This is a genomic window from Streptosporangium sp. NPDC002721 (assembly GCF_042888905.1).
Taxonomy (GTDB): domain Bacteria; phylum Actinomycetota; class Actinomycetes; order Streptosporangiales; family Streptosporangiaceae; genus Streptosporangium.
The window spans coordinates 85,090-101,207 of record NZ_JBIAQI010000003.1 but is presented as its reverse complement, the minus strand read 5'-3'; the positions used below and the strand labels follow the sequence as shown (position 1 = coordinate 101,207).

Sequence of the window (16,118 nt, the reverse complement as noted above, 5' to 3'; positions counted from 1 at the left end):
CCGGCCTCTGACACGGTACGGGCCGGACCGCGGTCTCCGCGGTCCGGCCCTCACGCACGCGGTCCTCGGGGGAGCGGCGGGGCGTCCGAGTCGGCGGACGCCCCGCCGCCCGCTCATCGCCGGGGCTTCTGCGGAACCCTCGGCAGCACGTGGGGCGGCCCGGAGAAGGCCAGGTCCGCCTTGACGACGTTGTAGGCGCGCTTGGGCCGGTAGGACTCGTCGTACAGCGTGGCCATGCCCTCCGGGGGGTCGGTGAACCAGCCGGGCACCCAGGAGTGCCTGTCGGTGAATCCCCAGACGGTGTACGACAGGCAGTGCCGGTTGGCCAGGCAGGCCTGCAGGAGCACGCTGTGGTTCGCCGCCGACGCCTGGAGGCGGGGATTGATCTCGGCGGAGTCGCCCGCGCGCACGCCCTCGGTCATCTGGCTGCGCACGTCCACCTCGGTGAACGCCGTGGCGAGCCCGAGGCCGGAGAAGGCGTCGAGCACCTCGAGGACCTGGAGGGCGTCGTAGTTGTCGTACTGGGTGCCGAGGTGCCCCTGGCTGCCCACGCCGTCGATGGGGACGCCGCTCGCGCGCAGCTTCCTGACCATGTCGTAGACGTACCAGGTCTTGTCGGAGGGGCCGCGGTCGCCGAACGCCTCGATGTTGTAGTCGTTGTAGAACAGCAGGGCGTTCGGGTCGGCGGCGCGGGCCCAGCGGAAGGCGTCGGCGATGTAGCCGGGGCCGAGGTGCTGGGCCCAGAAGCCCTTCAGGTGGATCGACGACGGGGTGTCCCACGGGTCGCTGGCCGCCTCGTTGACGACGTCCCAGTGCGAGACCTTGCCCCTGAAGCGCTTGACGACGGTGGTGATGTGGTCGCGCAGGATGTCGCGGAGCTGTGCCTTGCCGATCGTCCCGTCGTCGACGCCCCGGGTGAGCCAGGCCGGCAGCTGGTTCTGCCAGACCAGCACGTGCCCGCGGACCTGCTGCCTGTTCCTGCGGGCGAACTCGATCAGCTCGTCGGCCGGGCCCCAGTCGTAGACGCCCCTGGTGGGTTCGAGCGACTCCCACTTCATGACGTTCTCGGCGGTGACGCTGGAGAACTGCGACGCGGCGAGCGCGCGGTACTGCGGGTCGGCCGCGTCGCGCAGCGCGTCCATGTCGATCGCGGTGCCGATGGCGAGGCCGTGGCGGCCGGCGAGCGCGCGCAGGCTCTGCTCGGCGACCGTGGGGGGCCGCTCCTTCGCCAGGACGGGTACGGCGTTCAGCGTGCCGGCCAGCATGAGCACACCGGCACCGGCGGTCAGGAAACGCTTCATCGAACTCCCTCGGGATCGGCCCCCGAAATCTTGGGTTGATGTGAAATGTGAGGCGGGTCCCCGCGAAGCCGCGGGAACCCGCCCTGTCGTCTGGGGGATCGTGAGACGTCGCGGGACGTCAGCCCACCCGGCAGGAGACCGCCGGCCAGGTCCGGTCGCCGCCGTGCATCACGGTGAAGCCGAAGGTGTTGCCACTGCCGTTGGGGCGCATCGTCATGACCTTGCCGCTGCCGTCCCAGCTCGGGCTGCCGTTCCAGGTGGCGCTGACCCGCTGGGCGTCGCGCAGGGTCACCGTCACGATCCAGCTGGTGCTTCCCGAGACGCCGACCGACAGGTTGAACCGGTCGCTCCACTGCTGGCCCGCGGTGACGGTGGCCGTGCAGCCGCCGCCCGGGGGGTCGGTCGGGGTGGTGCCGCCGTCGGGTGCCACGGCCCTGCCGGTGGAGGGCGAGATCATGCCCGCGCACAGGTTGCGGCTCCTGAGGTTCGCGGCGATCTGCGGGATCGCGTTGAGCGTCGTCGCGTACTGGTCGTGCATCAGGATGATCTGGCCGTTCTGCAGCCGTCCGGCGGCCTGCACGATCTGGGCGGTGCTCGCGCCGTTCCAGTCCTGGGAGTCGACGTCCCAGATGATCTCGGTGAGGCCGAGCTGCCGCGCGACCGACCTCACGGTGGCGTTGGTCTCCCCGTACGGGGGCCGGAAGAGCCCGGGCGCGGTCCCGGTGGCCTGCTGGACGGCCTGCTGGGTCCGCTGCAGCTCCGACTGGATCTGGGAGGCGCTCATGTTCACCAGGTGGGGGTGGGTGTAGCTGTGGTTGCCGATCCACATGCCCGCGTCCCGCTGGGCGCGGACCAGGGCCTGGTTGTTCTGGGCGTTCTGCCCGGTGTTGAACATGGTGGCCCGCAGGCCGTTCTGCCGCAGCGCGTTCAGCAGGTTGGCGGTGTTGCCGGGGTTGGGGCCGTCGTCGTAGGTGAGCCCGACATAACCGGCGCCGCAGTCGGCGGCCTGTGCCGTGGGTGACGAGGTCACGGTGAGCGCCGCGCCGAGGACGGTGAGAAGGCCCATCACGAGTGAGCTCCGGATGCGTGAGCGGCGTACCCGGCTTCCGCCGGTGACGGTTGCGTTGTCGATCACTCTGTTCCTCCAGTGGAACATCGATCGGTAGGGACATGACGCGTACGGAATGCGCGGAGCCAGGTGAGGCGAGCGGGCCTGTCTGGTGAGTCATTCTGTGTACCGTCACGAAACCTGTCAAGAAAGCATCGAAATCTTTCGGATGCATCGGTCGAATTCTGATCATGAGACAGCTGCTTTCATCGATCAACCCCGAATGCGACCGGCAGAGCGGGATTGATGAGCAGGGAAAATGTCTCAACCGAGAACAAAAAGCAAGATCGTATTTCCGATATATTTCTGAAAGTTGTTGACAGTAGGACGTGCCAAACCCACACTCTCAGCATTGACAGGCCCCGACCGCTGTCGATCCGGGTCACCCGCCGCGCGGCCTGGTCCTCCGGTCACCGACCGCACGACGACCGGCCGGCCCTGTCGCGGTGAACGCCGCCCCGGCCACCGCCCGCCCCGCCGGGCCCCGCACCACGCTGCCTGCCCCCACCGGCCCCCACCGGCCCTCACCAGGAGGAAGCACGCACATGAACGATGCCCCCGCCCCCTCGAAGAGCCGAGGGCGTGGCCGCGCCAGGTCGCTCGTCGGCCGTGTCTGCGCCGTGGCGCTGGCCATGGCCGTGGCGGTGCTGCCCGGCCCCGCCTACGCGGCCATCACCACCAACCAGACCGGTACCAACAACGGTTACTTCTTCTCGTTCTGGACCGACAGCCAGAACACGGTCTCCATGGAGCTGGGGTCCGGCGGCAACTACAGCACCTCGTGGAGGAACACCGGGAACTTCGTCGCCGGCAAGGGCTGGAGCACCGGCGGGCGCAGGAGCGTGAGCTACTCGGGCAGCTTCAACCCGTCCGGCAACGCGTACCTCACCCTGTACGGGTGGACGAGAAACCCGCTGGTGGAGTACTACATCGTCGACAACTGGGGCACCTACCGGCCCACCGGGACGTACAAGGGCACGGTCACCAGCGATGGCGGCACGTACGACATCTACCAGACGACGCGCTACAACGCTCCGTCCATCGAGGGCAACAGGACGTTCAACCAGTACTGGAGCGTCCGCCAGTCGAAGAAGACCGGCGGCACCATAACCTCCGGCAACCACTTCGACGCCTGGGCCCGTAGCGGCATGAGCCTGGGCAACCACGACTACATGATCCTCGCCACGGAGGGCTACCAGAGCAGCGGAAACTCCAACATCACGATCGGCGGCTCCTCCGGCGGCGGTGGAGGCGGCGGCGGAGGTGGCGGTGGCGGTGGCGGTGGTGGCTGCACCGCGTCGCTCTCCGCGGGCGAGCAGTGGAGCGACCGCTACAACCTCAACGTCGCGGTGAGCGGATCGAGCAACTGGACCGTGACGATGAACGTCCCGTCCCCCGCCAAGGTCCTCTCCACCTGGAACGTCGGCGCCAGCTACCCCAGCGCCCAGGTGCTGACCGCCAGGCCCAACGGCAACGGCAACAACTGGGGCGTGACGATCCAGCGCAACGGCAACTCGACCTGGCCGACGGTCTCCTGCAGCGCGGGCTGACCCCGGAAACCGGCACGGCGCGGCGGCCCACCGCCGTCGCGCCGTCGCCCCTTCCCGGCTTACCCGGCCCGCCCCCGTCCGGTCCGGCCCGCGAGGGCTTTCGCCGTCCCGGCGCCTACAATGGCCGTCGACGACGACCTGCGCCCGTGCCTCACGGAGACGTCGGCATGGAGGCGTCGGCCGCCGTCGACGACCTGCGCCAGAGCCCGGTGTCGGTGCCGACGAGGAAGCTCCCGCCGAGACCGGACGTACGGCGATCATCTGTGTACGAAGGAAGCGCGCCTTGCCACGGACAACGCTGCAGCCGCCGGAACTCTTCTCAAGCCGGCCGTGGGGATTCTCCCAGGTTTCCATCTCCCCGCCCGGCAGCATCGTCAACATCGCGGGCCAGGTCGCGTGGGACGCCAACCACGAGGTCACGGCGGTCGGCCGCGAAGCCCAGCTTCGTCAGGCCCTCAAGCATGTCTTCATCGCCCTGGAAGCCGCAGGCGGGACACCGGACGACATCCAGATGCTGCGGCTGTACATCCCGGACTTCCGATCCGGTCCCGAGGCGGATCTGATCGGCCGCGTCCTCGTCGAGACGTTCGGGACGGAGAATCCGCCCCCGTCGTCCTGGATCGGTGTGCAGGGGCTGGCCCAGCCGGAGTACCTCATCGAGGTCGAGGCGATGGCGGTCATACCGAAATAGCCTGTTCCGGTGGCCGGCCGGTTCGGAGAGGCGGTGTCGGCGAGTGTCACGTCCCCCCGAAGGGCTGGCGCGAGCGCTGGCCGAGGCGGAGCGGCAGGTGCGCTTCCACCGGCGGCTCGTCGAGGCCGATCCCGGCCGCCACTCTCCCGGCCTGGCGAGCGCGTTGGACGCCCATGCCCTCCTCCTCGGCCTGTCGGCCCGCCGGGAGGACGCGGTGCCGGTCGCCCGGGAGGCCGTCGGCCTCTACCGTGACCTGACCGCGAGAAAGCCCGGCGAGTACGCCTCGGCCTTCGCCTCGTCGCTGATCAACCTCGGCAACCAGCTGGCCGGACTCGGCCATCACCATCACGCCCTCGTTCCCATGCGAGAAGCCGTCGAGCTGTGTCGCCGCCTCATCCCGGCCGGCCCGGAACTGGTCTCGTCACTGGAATTCATCGGCGTCAAGCTGGGCGAGATGGGCCGCCACGACGAGGCGCTCGCCGCCCTCGACGAAGCGATGGACGCGCGCCGGTCGCTCATCGAAACGGGGAGGACGGACCACGCCATCGACCACTGGGCCGGGCTGGTCGCCCTCATCCACCAGTTGCACGAGATGGGCCGCGACGACGAGGCAGGGCCGTACCAGCGGATGGCCGCCCGCCACCACCGCCACATCGTGGCGACGCGGCCGGACTTCGTCGCGTTCCTCGACGAGCTGCTGAACGAGCACGGCTACTCCGTGACCGCGACCGGCCTTCGCCGCGACCCCGGCCGCGGAGCGGCGAGTACGCCGAGCCGGCCGAGCCGGGACGTGCTCGCCCGCCTGCGCGAGCGGAACGAGGAGGGCCTGCGGCTGATGAGGGCGGGACGCCTCGACGACGCCCTCGTCCTCTTCCGGCAGGCGATCGACGTCCTGGACGAGGAATCGGCCGCCACCGCGACGGCGTCTCCGCTGCACAACCTCGCTCTCGTGCTGACGAAGCTCGGCCGGTACGACGAAGCCCTCGGCCCTCTCGACCGTGCCGTGCACCTCCACCGAGCCCTGGCGGCGTCCGACGCCGGGCACCTGCCGCAGCTCGCCTCGTCCCTGAACAACCTCGGCTGGCTCCTTCTGGCGCTCAGCCGGTTCGAGGACGCCCTGGTCCCCCTGGACGAGGCCGTCGCCCTCCACCGCCGGCAGGTCGAATCGCCCGAAGGGCAGGCGCGCAGCCTCTACAACCTCGGCGTCGGGCTGGGGCACCTCCGGCGCCACCGCGAGGCCGTGGCCGCGACCGAGGAGGCCGTCGGCCTGCTGCGCCCGCTGGCCGCCTCCGACCCCGGCGCTCATCGCGCCGGCCTCGCGGACGCGCTGACCTGGCTCGGCAAGCAGCTCAGGCACCTCGGCCGCGACCGCGAGGCCCGCGCGGCGGAGCGTGAGGCCAGGCGCCTATAGCGTGGCGTCCCTGGGAACAGGTGGACGAAACGACATCGGCGGCGACGAGGTTCGGGAGCCGGGCGACCCGGGACTCACCGCCTCACCGCCCGTCGAGGACTCGCCGGGCCCTGGCGGCACGCCTGGTCCCGCCGCTCGAAGGGGAACGCGGCACCGGCTCGACGCGACGGCGGTGTTCGCCGGCGGCCCACCGCGCGTCCGATCGATCGCGCCGGTCACGGCGGGGTGTACGGACGAAGCCGCGGGGCGTCCGTCGACCGGACACCCCGCGGCGTTGTCCAACAGGGCGGATCAGCTTCCGTAGACCTCGAAACTGAACAGGGAGTAGCCCCACGCCGTGGCCCGGGTGGTGCCGTAGATGCGCACGTACCGGGTGGAGGCGCTCAGGCCGGTGTTGTCGTCCTCACCGCCGTTGCCGCCGGTCACCGTCCGGGCGGTGGTCCAGGTCGTGCCGTTGGGCGAGGTCTGGATCTGGTACGCCGACCCGTAGGCCGCCTCCCACACCAGGCGCACCCGGTTGACCGTGTAGGTGGCGCCCAGGTCGACCTGGATCCACTGCGGGTCGGAGAACGCGCTGGCCCACCGGGTCGTCGCCGACGCGTCCACCGCGGCCGAGGCCGGGTAGGCGGCCGCCTCCACGCTGGAGGCCGTCGCCGGCTTGTTCAGCGCGAGGTTCGAGGTCGGCGGCGCGCCACTGGCGAACGTGAAGGCGTCGATGTCGAACAGCGAGCCCGTGCCACCGGTGAAGACCAGGAACAGTGTCGTCGTCCCCGACGGCGGTGTCACGGTGCCGGTGACGTTGACCCAGGTCTCCCAGCCGCCGGTCGGCGCGACCGTGGCCGTGCCGACCACCGTCCCGGTCGCCGAACCGGCCCGCAGGGTGAGCGTGCCACCGGTGCCCGCCGACGCGACCCGGGCGGTGAACGAGGTGACCCCGCTCAGGTTGTACGGCGTGAACGAGATCCAGTCCCCGTTCTCGATGTGCCCGACCGCGTTGCCGCCGTTGGCCGACGCCTTGGCCACGATCTGGACACCCTGCTGGGCGCCGTAGTGCTCGGCCTGGCGGGTCCGCGGCTGCAGGACGGCCTGCGGCGCGTGGATCGCCGTGGTCGAGCCGACCGGGGTGTACTCCGCGTCGAAGACGCCGAAGATGTTCGCGTTGGCGTCGTGCTCACCGTCCACCGGGGTCTGGATGGTGCCCGAGCAGCCGGTCGCGCTGGTCATCTGGTGGCCGTGGCTGTCGTGGCCGAGGATGTAGTTGATCTTCACCCGGCTGCAGTCGACGGTCGGGGCGTTCGGGTCGGCGACGCTGATCTGGAACGGGATCGCGTCCCCGAAGTTGAACACCCGCCCGTTGAGCGGCAGGTTGAGGGTGACCACCGGTTGCCCGACGCTGATGGTGGTGCTCGCCGTGGCGCTGCGACCGGTGTTGTCGCTCACCGTCAACGTCGCCGTGTACGTGCCGTTGGCCGTGTAGGTGAACGACGGGTTGGCCGCGGTCGAGTCGGTGCTGCCGTTCGTCGTGAAGTCCCACGCGTACGTGATCGGGTCGCCGTCGGGGTCGGTGGTCCCGGCCGAGCTGAACTGCACGGTGAGCGGCGCGTTGCCGGCCTTCGGGTTGGCGTTGATCGCCGCGATCGGTGCCTGGCCGGTGCCCGAGTTGTACTCGATCCTGTACACGGCCGAGTTGGCGTCGCCGCCGAACCAGCCGGTGCCGTAGTCGAGCACGTACAGCGCGCCGTCAGGGCCGAACTCCGAGTCCATCACCTGCGTGCCGGTCCAGGTGGGGAAGGGCTCGATCGTGCCCACCCCGCCGCTGCCGTTCAGGGTGACCGTCTTGATCCACCGCCGGCCGAACTCGCTGATGAACACCTTGCCGTTCATCGACGCCGGGAACTTCACGTCCGAGACGAGCGAGGCGTTGTAGTTGTAGACCGGGGCGCCCATCGGCGACCAGCTTCCGCAGCACAGCTCCGACCGGTCCTGGCCGACCCCGTACGGCAGCCAGGCCGCGCGCGAGGCCGGGAGCTGGGTGATGCCGGTGTTGTTGCGCGAGTTGTTCGTCGGCCCGCCGGCGCAGTTGAACGCGGCGCCCGAGGGCCCGGACGGGAACGTGAAGTCGACGTAGGGCACGTTGAACTGCGAGCAGTACGGCCAGCCGTAGTTGCCGGGCTGGGTGATGCGCTCGAACGAGACCGACGCCGCCGGGCCGCGGGTGGCGCTGGCGGTGCCCGAGTCCGGCCCGTAGTCACCCAGGTAGACCGTGCCGGTGGCCTTGTCGACGTTCATCCGGAACGGGTTGCGGAAGCCCATCGCGTAGATCTCGGGCCGGGTGTTCGCGGTGCCCGCCGGGAACATGTTGCCCGACGGGACGGTGTAGCCGCCGCCCGCGCTCGGCTTGATCCGCAGCACCTTGCCCCGCAGGTCGTTGCTGTTGCCGGAGGTGCGCTGCGCGTCGAAGGCCGGGTTGCGGTCGGTCCGCTCGTCGATCGGCGTGTAGCCGCTGGAGTCGAACGGGTTCGTGTCGTCGCCGGTGGAGAGGTAGAGGTTGCCCGCCGCGTCGAAGTCGATGTCGCCGCCGACGTGGCAGCACATGCCGCGGCTGGTGGGGACGTCGAGGACGGTGACCGCGGAGGCCGCGTTGAGGGTGTGGTCGGCGTTGACCGTGTACCTGGCCAGCCGGTTCACCCCGTTGAACGGGGCGAACTGGGCCGCCGTGCCCGAGGCCGGGGCGTCGCCGCCGGGGGTCGACAGCGGCGGGGCGTAGTAGACGTACACCCACCGGTTCGTCGCGAAGTTCGGGTCGGCCTTGATGCTCTGCAGACCCTCCTCGTCGTGCGTGTACACCGGGATGGTGAGCGCCACCTTGGTGTTGCCCAGCACGTCGGTGTAGCGGATCACGCCGTCGCGCGAGGTGTGCAGCACGCCCCGGTTGGGCAGGACGGTGAGGCCCATCGGCTCGCCGGTCTCCGCCACGCCCTTGGCCAGCGTCACCTGCGTGTAGCCGGGCGCCGCGGCCGCGACGGCCTTCGAAGCGGCCTTCGAAGCGGTGTTCGGTGCGGCCTGTGCCGGTGGGGGGCCCAGGCTGAGTGCGGTCGCCAGTACGGCGACGCATGCGACTAACTTTCTCAACATGATCGGTGGTGCTCGCTTCCTGTAGTACGAGTCCATACAGGCGTGCGCCGATCACGCCAACGACGCGTAAGGGTGGGGGGAAATCCGTCAGCGACGTCGCTCGGACAAACTGTGACTGCTAGGGGTAAAACAGTCAACAGGTATCAGTCAGGATTTATAGGTCACCTCGCCTTCGAGTAACGCGGGGTCGCTTCGGGTGATGCGGGGGCGGGAGAGTCGTCAGACGGCCGCGGTCGGTGAAGCTGCGTGATCGGATGCGGTGGGGTGAACGCGGGGTGGGCCGGGGTCGTGAGAACCCGGTGGTCGGTACGGCCGACACGCATGCTCCGGCCGTCGCCGCACGATGCCGAGCCCTGTGGGCGAGGGGGTTCGCTGCCGGCCGCTCAGGCTCGACGGCCGCGCGCACGCGTGGCGGTTCGAGCCGGTCGCCGGTCTCGGCCTCGAATGGCGACCCTCGTCGCACAGGAGACGAAGACCGGGGTGCTGCAATCGCAAATCGCCGCACCTCCTGAACTTTCGCCACCTTTGCGGCTCATTCTGTAAATCTGGTGCGATCTTAAAATGTTACGTACGGACTGTCTAGATGTTACGGCTGACTTCGTCCGACTTTCGTCGGCCAGCGGCGAAAGTCCAGCATTATTGGTCGAAACTCCAGGCCGCGGCCGTCAGCCCCTTGTTCACACGTCCGCCCTGCCCAGGAAACCGCCGGACGGTCCTCGCGTTTTCGTGACGACGACCCGCCGGGAAGTCATTCCCCGCTCCCCGGGAGCAGGAAGAAGGCGACGATGCCTGGTCTGCGTGTAGGCGAAACGGTCAAGGCGGCCGACGACGCTGACCACGACGGGGTTCGGCCTGCCCGGCGAGATCGTCACCGTCCGGGTGGACGCCCTCAGGAAGGCGCGTCCCGACGTGAAGCCGACGATCAACCCCGCCAGGGGCTCGCCGGCGTCCTTGTGACCGCAGGGGGCCGGCATGTCCACCACGATCACCGCGGCAGCACCGACGTCTCCTGCCCCCGTGATCCGGACCAAAGGAGATCACGGCTTTGCGTACGGTGAAGTCCGGGCGGCAAAGCCGTGATCACCCGTCGGTCTAGCCCTGTCCCGTCTCCTCCTTGCCGTACCCGAGAGCCTGCGCCACCTCCGCCAGGGTGTCGAAGGTCTGCTCGGGCAGTGACCGCACGGCCCCGAGCACCGCGTCGGGCGCGCCCTGCTCCTCGGCTCGTGTCAGCAGGGTGGCGCGGTCGGCGGGAAAGACGCCGGCGCCACTGATCCACCGGGCCAGCTCGCTGCGGGCTTCCACGCCCTCCGGGCTGATGCCCTGCGGCGTGCCGGGCTCATGACCGGGCGCTCGCGATGTCGATGCCATGTCTTCTCCCTCGATGTGACCATCTCGATGTGACCGTGAAGCTCGGTCCTCTCTTGGAGCGGAACCCGAGCTCCGGGTGAGCGTCTCGTACCGGTGTCGCTCATCGGGGCGCGTCATGCCCCACGTTCCCGGCCCGATGACGCGTGCCCCTTTTTCCGTCTACGGGCGAGCCCTTACCCGCTCCCCAGTGGGCAAACATCCACGTGAGAGCTGTGGCGCCCGCTCGACTGCCCGACCGGGAGGCGGTCCCGATCCTCGTCCGCCCGCCGGCAGGGACGCCGCCGGAGCGGAGTCGGCGTCGACGGCCAGCGTGAGGGCACCGCCGGATTAGGGGGTGGAGGAAGGGGTACCGGAGCTGGCTCGCACTCCTGACTGTTTTTCAGGAAGGAACGGCATGACCTTCAATCCGTTGCACGAGCGGGGCATCCCGCTGGATCGACAGCTGCGCAACTGGCGTGAGCTGAACGTCACCCCGATCGATCCCGACCACACCGACCCCTACACCCGGTGCCGGATCATCGCGCTGAACGGCATCGAGGTCGAGGCCATCATGTTCAGCCACCAGTTCGCCCGGCACTGCCCCGACCCGGCCGTCAAGCAGCAGCTGGCCCAGGTGCGCTTCATCGAGGCCCAGCAGCAAAAGGTGGTCAACTGGCTGCTGCCCGGCCTGTCGTCGGTGCTGGAGACCACGATCGCCTACGAGCAGGTCGCCGTCGACCTGACCGCGTGGGTGGCGCGGATGGAGCCCGACCCCTACCTCAAGCAGGCCTACCAGTTCGGGGTCCTGGAGGACTTCGACCACCTGTACCGCTACGCCAACCTGTACGAGATGATCGAGCACCGCAAGGCCGAGAAGATCGTCGACAACCTGACCGAGGTGATGCCGGGCCGGCCCACCTACCTGCACCACCGCCATCCGATCGACAACCTGCGCGAGCCGTACGACAAGAGCTCCACCGCGCCGATCTCCAAGCTGCACGCGCTGACGATCATGGCGGCCGAGCAGCAGACCATGAACTTCTACATGAACGTCGGCCCCACCTACATGGAGCCGATCGCCCGCCGGCTCTACCAGGAGATCGGGCTGATCGAGGAAGAGCACGTCACCCATTACGAATCGCTGGTGGACCCGGGCGAGACGTGGTGGGAGATGCTGCTCCACCACGAGTACAACGAGTGCTACCTGTACCACTCGTTCATGGAGACCGAGTCCGACCCGAGGGTCAAGGCGATCTGGGAGCTGCACCTGAACATGGAGCTGGAGCACCTGCGCCTCGCCGCCGAGCTGTTCAAGCGCCATGACACCCGCGACCCGCAGGAGGTCCTCGCACCCGCGCTGCCCGCGCCGGTGACCTTCGAGCCGAACAAGGCCTACCTGCGCGAGCTGCTGGCCACGCAGATCGACGCCACCACGATCGGCACCGGCTACGTCCAGGACATGCACGAGCGGTTCGAGAGGTACCAGGAGGCGATCATGGGAGGTGAGAAGCCGCCCAGCGAGGTCGTCATCGACGAGAACCGCGCCAAGTCCGGCCGCGAGTACCGGCTGGAGACCGAAGGCCCGCACCCGGTGGACGCCCTGCGCGCCGACCGGTGAGCCCCGGCACCGTGGGGTGAACCCCCGCCTCCACACGTGCGGCCCGCGTTCCCGGATCGGGAACGCGGGCCGCACGCGCGCCGGGCCGTCGGCCCGCTCGGCCTCGCTCGTCCGGGCGCGCAGCCAGGTGAGCTCGTAGCGCTCCTCGCTGCGGGCGTGAGCCGTCACCGCGGCCCGCGACACCGTCAGGTTCTCCGACGGCAGGGCCGAGCGCGACCAACGCCCCCCGTGCCGACGGGGTGATCGGGTTTGCCGAGGGGCCGACGGCGCACACCGGCCTGGCATGACCGTGATCTCACTCCGGCCGGGCACCTTTCCCGTGGAGATACGGACCTGGCGGCTGGAGACGCTACGGATCCTTCGTCTCCCGGGTGAGCTGGACGTCTTCATCGCCTCCCGCGTCCGCGCCGTTCTCGACGAGGTGGGGGCCGCTCATCGTGAGTTCAGGCTGATCGTGGATCTCACCCGGCTGACCTTCATGACCTCGGCAGGCGTGGGCCTGCCGCTGGAGGTCCGGGACCGGGTCGGCGAGCGCGGGGAACGTCTGGTCGTGATCCCCGCTCCGGACAGCCACCCCTGGCTGATCCGCATGGCGGATCACTTCGAGGTCGAACAGAGTATGAGAGGGGTGGTAGACGCCCTGCGGCAGACGGAGCACGACCCGGCGGTGCGGGGCAGAACCGGCGAAAAACCGCAGATCGGCTTCGGCGTGAGGCCGACGAACAAGAAACGTCCGGGAGACGAGTGAGGCGAAGGCGCCTTTGGGCATGGCCGATTCAATGCAAATCCATGGCAAAGCGGATAATCGTGTCGTAGGGGATGTAAGGGATGAAGGGTCGGCGAAGGTGGGCGAGCGCATGTCGGCGGTAGCGCGACGGTGAAGATCTCTCCTGACCCGGAGCGGATGCTGGTGGGGCTGTTGCGAGCCAGTCACCTGATGGCTCTGGAGCAGGTACCGGGCCTGGTCGGGGAGTACGCCCCGTCCGCGGGCCTGACCGAGGTGCTGATCTACCTGGCGGATCTGCAGCACAACGTGCTGCGTCTGCTGACCGGTAAGGGCGAAAGCGTCGGGAAGAACGCGTGCATGGAGCCCTGCGAGTTGCGCGTCGACGGGACCTTGGCCGGGCGGGCCTTCCAGGAGGTGCGGATCCTGATCGCCACCGGTGACGGCGCCGCCGAGGCGGAGACAGACGCCGGTGAGGGCGCCGACGGTGCGCGGCGGTGGTGGGTGCCGCTGCTGGACGGCACCGAACGCCTGGGAGTGCTGCGCGTCAGCGCCGAGGCCGGTGCCGGCGAGCGGATCCAGGACAACATGCGGGACCTGGCGTCGCTGGTGGCGCTGCTGGTGGTCGACAAGCGCCCCTGCAGTGACTACTACGCACGGCTGGTGCGCACCCGGTCGATGCACGTGGCCGCGGAGATGCAGTGGTCGTTGATGCCGCCGCTGACCTTCGCCGACCACCGGGTGACCATCGCCGCGGCGCTGGAACCGGCCTACCAGGTCGGCGGGGACGCCTTCGACTACGCCATCGCCGGCGATGTGGTGCACGTGGGCATCTTCGACGCGATGGGCCACGACGTCTCGGCCGGGCTGAGCGCCAACCTGGCGGTGGCCGCCTGCCGCAACAACCGCCGCCAGGGCGCCGACCTGGCCGCGACCAGCGAGGCCATTGAGCAGATCCTGATCACCGAGTTCGGCCTGGCCACCCGTTTCGTCACCGCGATCCTGGCTGACCTGAACACCCGCACCGGGATGTTGTCGTGGGTCAACCGGGGCCACCACCCGCCGGTGGTGATCCGCGGCGGCCGCTGGGCCACCACCCTGGAATGCCGTCCGGCCCACCCGATGGGCCTGGACCTGGGCCTGGAGATCACGACGTGCCGGGAGCAACTGGAGCCCGGGGATCGGGTGGTGTTCTACAGCGACGGCATCATCGAGGCCCGCAACGCCACCGACCAGGAGTTCGGCCTGAACCGGTTCGTCGACTTCATCATCCGCCGCACCGCCGACGGCCTGCCGGCGCCCGAGACGCTGCGCCGCCTGGTGCGCGGCGTGCTGGACTATCACGACGGTCAGCTCCACGACGACGCCACGGTACTGCTGGTGGAATGGCGCGGCGACTCCCACAAGCGGCTGCGACTGTGAGACGCGGCACCTGAACCGGCGGAGCCGCCCCCGGCTGACGGATCACCGGGACGAGACGAGAGCCGAGCTCTACGGGCCTCGGCTGACATCGGTGCCCTCACCGCCGCACGTACGACGATCACCGCCCGGCGGAGCCGCCCGATGCCGGATTCGATCCCGAAAACAGAAAGTGCGGGTCGAGGACGAACCTCGATCCCGCACCACCTGGTGAATCCCATTGGGATTCGGCTGGTGTCCGAGGGGGGACTTGAACCGTTCGCCCATCTCCTGAGCAGCACCGACGCTCCGTGGCTGGACCTCTCATGCCCGGAATAGGCGCGCGGAGAGGGGGCGGTGCCCACACCCACCTCAACGAGATCGGGCCCTACCTCGTGGCACACGCCCATGCCGGGGAAGCCCGGCAACCGCCGGTTCAGAATCCTCAGCAGACGATCTCGACTGCGCTCAGGGCAGCGGTGGCAAGGGGGCAGGAGCTCGGTGATCGCAGCACCGAACCCCTTCCTGCATCCCAGCAACCTGATCAACCCAGAAGCCAGGCCGTGCGTCACCCCTCGACACCAGAAATTGCCGGGGAAGTGGTTTCGGTCGAAGGGGCTTGGGCCGAGCGTACTCAGCGCGATCGGGCTGGGGACCGAGTCATTCTCGGCTGTGCGGTGGCTGTCCTGCTGGGGGTCGCCGGCGCGGCCGCCTACGTCTCGTACCACCACTTCTACGGTCTGGCGATCGCTCTGGGAGAGCGGCACGACATGGCCATCCTGTATCCGGCGATGTCCGACGGTGTGATCGTCATGGCGTCGCTGGTGATGGTCTACTGCTCGCGTCGTCGGCTACGTGTTCCGGTGCTGGCGTGGGTGGCGCTCGCATTGGGCGGGGCGGTGACGCTGGCGGCGAACGTGGCGCATGGCTGGTCCGGCGGACTTGGATCGCGGCTGGTCAGCGCTCTGGCACCGCTGGCCTTCGCGGGAGCGTACGAACTGCTCATGTGGATCGTCCGGAACACCCGGCAACCGTCCACCGAGACGTTGGCCAAGGACCACGTGTGCCAGCCCGTTGAGACTCTCGTTGAGGTGGAACGCATGGTGCCGCTGCTGCCCACCGACCGGTACGAGGCGGCGCGGCTTACCTATATCGAGAGCCTCGGTGAGGGCAATCAGCGGGTCGGCCGACGCCCGCTGATGAGCCGGTGGGGACTGGAACAGCGTGAGGCCGAGGAGATCATCGCCGAAGTGGAGAAGGAGCGGGCCCGCGCCATCGTCGAGGTGACCGATTCAGAGAGTGTCGTGCCGTCGCTGGGCGGCCCCCGTTCAACCGGCACGAGCGAGACCTGTGGCGCGTAGTAAAGGACATCGGTAACGGGGTGGTCGGGTCGTCCTCAAATCGCCCAGTTCGATCATCGGGCGGTCTTTTATTTTGAAGCGATCAAGGTCTTGGGCCGCGATAAATCATTTATCGCGGCCCATGATTGACACCAAGATCAGCTTGAGTTCCGCGAAGCATGGGTGCGTGCAGCCGAACTCCGCTTGTGACTGGAGGATTCTTACCTCTGAAGCAACGGCAATCATTCGCATGGATACGTCACCGACAAGCTAGAGATCCTCCTCAATGGAGGAGGTGACGCTAGGTAGCAGTTCAGCTTTGGACAAAAGCGATCTGGTATGTGAGGTGGTGGAGCGCTAGGGATTCGAATCCTGAACCTACGAATTAAAAGTTCGCGGCTTTACTGTCGTCCAATGCCGAAGACTGTCTATTTCTATTAGATTGGCCGGATTTGCCGCTGTCAAAGTAACCGCTGGTGGTGTGCGATGTCGCCC

At 68.8% G+C, this 16,118-nt stretch carries 12 protein-coding genes; 7 read left to right on the top strand and 5 right to left on the bottom strand.

Features of this window, described 5'->3' with window-relative positions; translation table 11 throughout:
• Positions 1–113: 113 nt before the first annotated feature.
• Both ACFYWM_RS04605 and ACFYWM_RS04600 read right to left on the bottom strand, forming a co-directional pair.
• Positions 114–1,301 (bottom strand): endo-1,4-beta-xylanase, encoded by a 1,188-nt coding sequence (locus ACFYWM_RS04605; protein WP_389908490.1) that lies wholly within the window; start codon positions 1,299–1,301, stop codon positions 114–116.
• A 118-nt stretch (positions 1,302–1,419) separates the two neighbouring features.
• Positions 1,420–2,436, bottom strand: coding sequence for a polysaccharide deacetylase family protein (locus tag ACFYWM_RS04600; RefSeq protein ID WP_389908487.1), 1,017 nt, complete (start codon positions 2,434–2,436; stop codon positions 1,420–1,422).
• A 518-nt stretch (positions 2,437–2,954) separates the two neighbouring features.
• Here ACFYWM_RS04600 and ACFYWM_RS04595 point away from each other — a divergent pair.
• From ACFYWM_RS04595 to ACFYWM_RS04585, 3 genes are all read left to right on the top strand, one after another.
• Entirely contained in the window at positions 2,955–3,959 is a 1,005-nt protein-coding gene (locus ACFYWM_RS04595) for a glycoside hydrolase family 11 protein (protein WP_389908484.1), read from the top strand.
• A gap of 283 nt (positions 3,960–4,242) precedes the next feature.
• Positions 4,243–4,650 carry a RidA family protein gene (locus tag ACFYWM_RS04590; protein ID WP_389908481.1) on the top strand — a complete coding sequence of 136 codons (408 nt, stop codon included), beginning with the start codon at positions 4,243–4,245 and terminating at the stop codon, positions 4,648–4,650.
• A 43-nt stretch (positions 4,651–4,693) separates the two neighbouring features.
• Positions 4,694–6,061 carry a tetratricopeptide repeat protein gene (locus tag ACFYWM_RS04585; RefSeq protein WP_389908478.1) on the top strand — a complete coding sequence of 456 codons (1,368 nt, stop codon included), beginning with the start codon at positions 4,694–4,696 and terminating at the stop codon, positions 6,059–6,061.
• Positions 6,062–6,352: 291 nt separating this feature from the next.
• Here the strand turns inward: ACFYWM_RS04585 and ACFYWM_RS04580 are convergent, their stop codons facing one another.
• The 3 genes from ACFYWM_RS04580 to ACFYWM_RS04570 all read right to left on the bottom strand — a co-directional run bounded on the left by ACFYWM_RS04580 (position 6,353) and on the right by ACFYWM_RS04570 (position 10,564).
• A complete protein-coding gene (locus ACFYWM_RS04580) occupies positions 6,353–9,196 on the bottom strand; it encodes a carbohydrate-binding protein (protein ID WP_389908475.1) in 2,844 nt (947 codons plus the stop codon).
• A 677-nt stretch (positions 9,197–9,873) separates the two neighbouring features.
• Positions 9,874–10,170, bottom strand: a complete 297-nt coding sequence (locus tag ACFYWM_RS04575; RefSeq protein ID WP_389908473.1) for a hypothetical protein — start codon at positions 10,168–10,170, stop codon at positions 9,874–9,876.
• Positions 10,171–10,288: 118 nt separating this feature from the next.
• The gene (locus ACFYWM_RS04570) at positions 10,289–10,564 is read right to left on the bottom strand and encodes a DUF2795 domain-containing protein (protein ID WP_389908470.1); all 276 of its coding nucleotides are present in this window, start codon (positions 10,562–10,564) and stop codon (positions 10,289–10,291) included.
• A gap of 394 nt (positions 10,565–10,958) precedes the next feature.
• On the opposite strand from ACFYWM_RS04570, the gene ACFYWM_RS04565 reads away from it, so the two are divergent.
• From ACFYWM_RS04565 to ACFYWM_RS04550, 4 genes are all read left to right on the top strand, one after another.
• Complete coding sequence (locus tag ACFYWM_RS04565) at positions 10,959–12,161, top strand: hypothetical protein (RefSeq protein ID WP_389908467.1); 1,203 nt, start codon at positions 10,959–10,961, stop codon at positions 12,159–12,161.
• Positions 12,162–12,444: 283 nt separating this feature from the next.
• A complete protein-coding gene (locus ACFYWM_RS04560; protein ID WP_389908464.1) occupies positions 12,445–12,909 on the top strand; it encodes an STAS domain-containing protein in 465 nt (154 codons plus the stop codon).
• Positions 12,910–13,038: 129 nt separating this feature from the next.
• Positions 13,039–14,307: a PP2C family protein-serine/threonine phosphatase gene (locus ACFYWM_RS04555; RefSeq protein ID WP_389908461.1), complete on the top strand. Its 1,269-nt coding sequence runs from the start codon at positions 13,039–13,041 to the stop codon at positions 14,305–14,307.
• Between the two features lie 653 nt (positions 14,308–14,960).
• On the top strand, positions 14,961–15,644 hold the full coding sequence (locus ACFYWM_RS04550) for a DUF2637 domain-containing protein (RefSeq protein WP_389908459.1): 684 nt from the start codon (positions 14,961–14,963) through the stop codon (positions 15,642–15,644).
• Positions 15,645–16,118 lie beyond the last annotated feature (474 nt).

Excerpts from the sequence above, each read along its gene's own strand:
- ACFYWM_RS04605 (WP_389908490.1), bottom strand. The coding sequence starts at position 1,301 with ATGAAGCGTTTCCTGACCGCCGGTGCCGGTGTGCTCATGCTGGCCGGC.
- ACFYWM_RS04595 (WP_389908484.1), top strand. The coding sequence starts at position 2,955 with ATGAACGATGCCCCCGCCCCCTCGAAGAGCCGAGGGCGTGGCCGCGCC.
- ACFYWM_RS04580 (WP_389908475.1), bottom strand. The coding sequence starts at position 9,196 with ATGTTGAGAAAGTTAGTCGCATGCGTCGCCGTACTGGCGACCGCACTC.
- ACFYWM_RS04575 (WP_389908473.1), bottom strand. The coding sequence starts at position 10,170 with ATGCCGGCCCCCTGCGGTCACAAGGACGCCGGCGAGCCCCTGGCGGGG.
- ACFYWM_RS04570 (WP_389908470.1), bottom strand. The coding sequence starts at position 10,564 with ATGGCATCGACATCGCGAGCGCCCGGTCATGAGCCCGGCACGCCGCAG.
- ACFYWM_RS04565 (WP_389908467.1), top strand. The coding sequence starts at position 10,959 with ATGACCTTCAATCCGTTGCACGAGCGGGGCATCCCGCTGGATCGACAG.
- ACFYWM_RS04560 (WP_389908464.1), top strand. The coding sequence starts at position 12,445 with ATGACCGTGATCTCACTCCGGCCGGGCACCTTTCCCGTGGAGATACGG.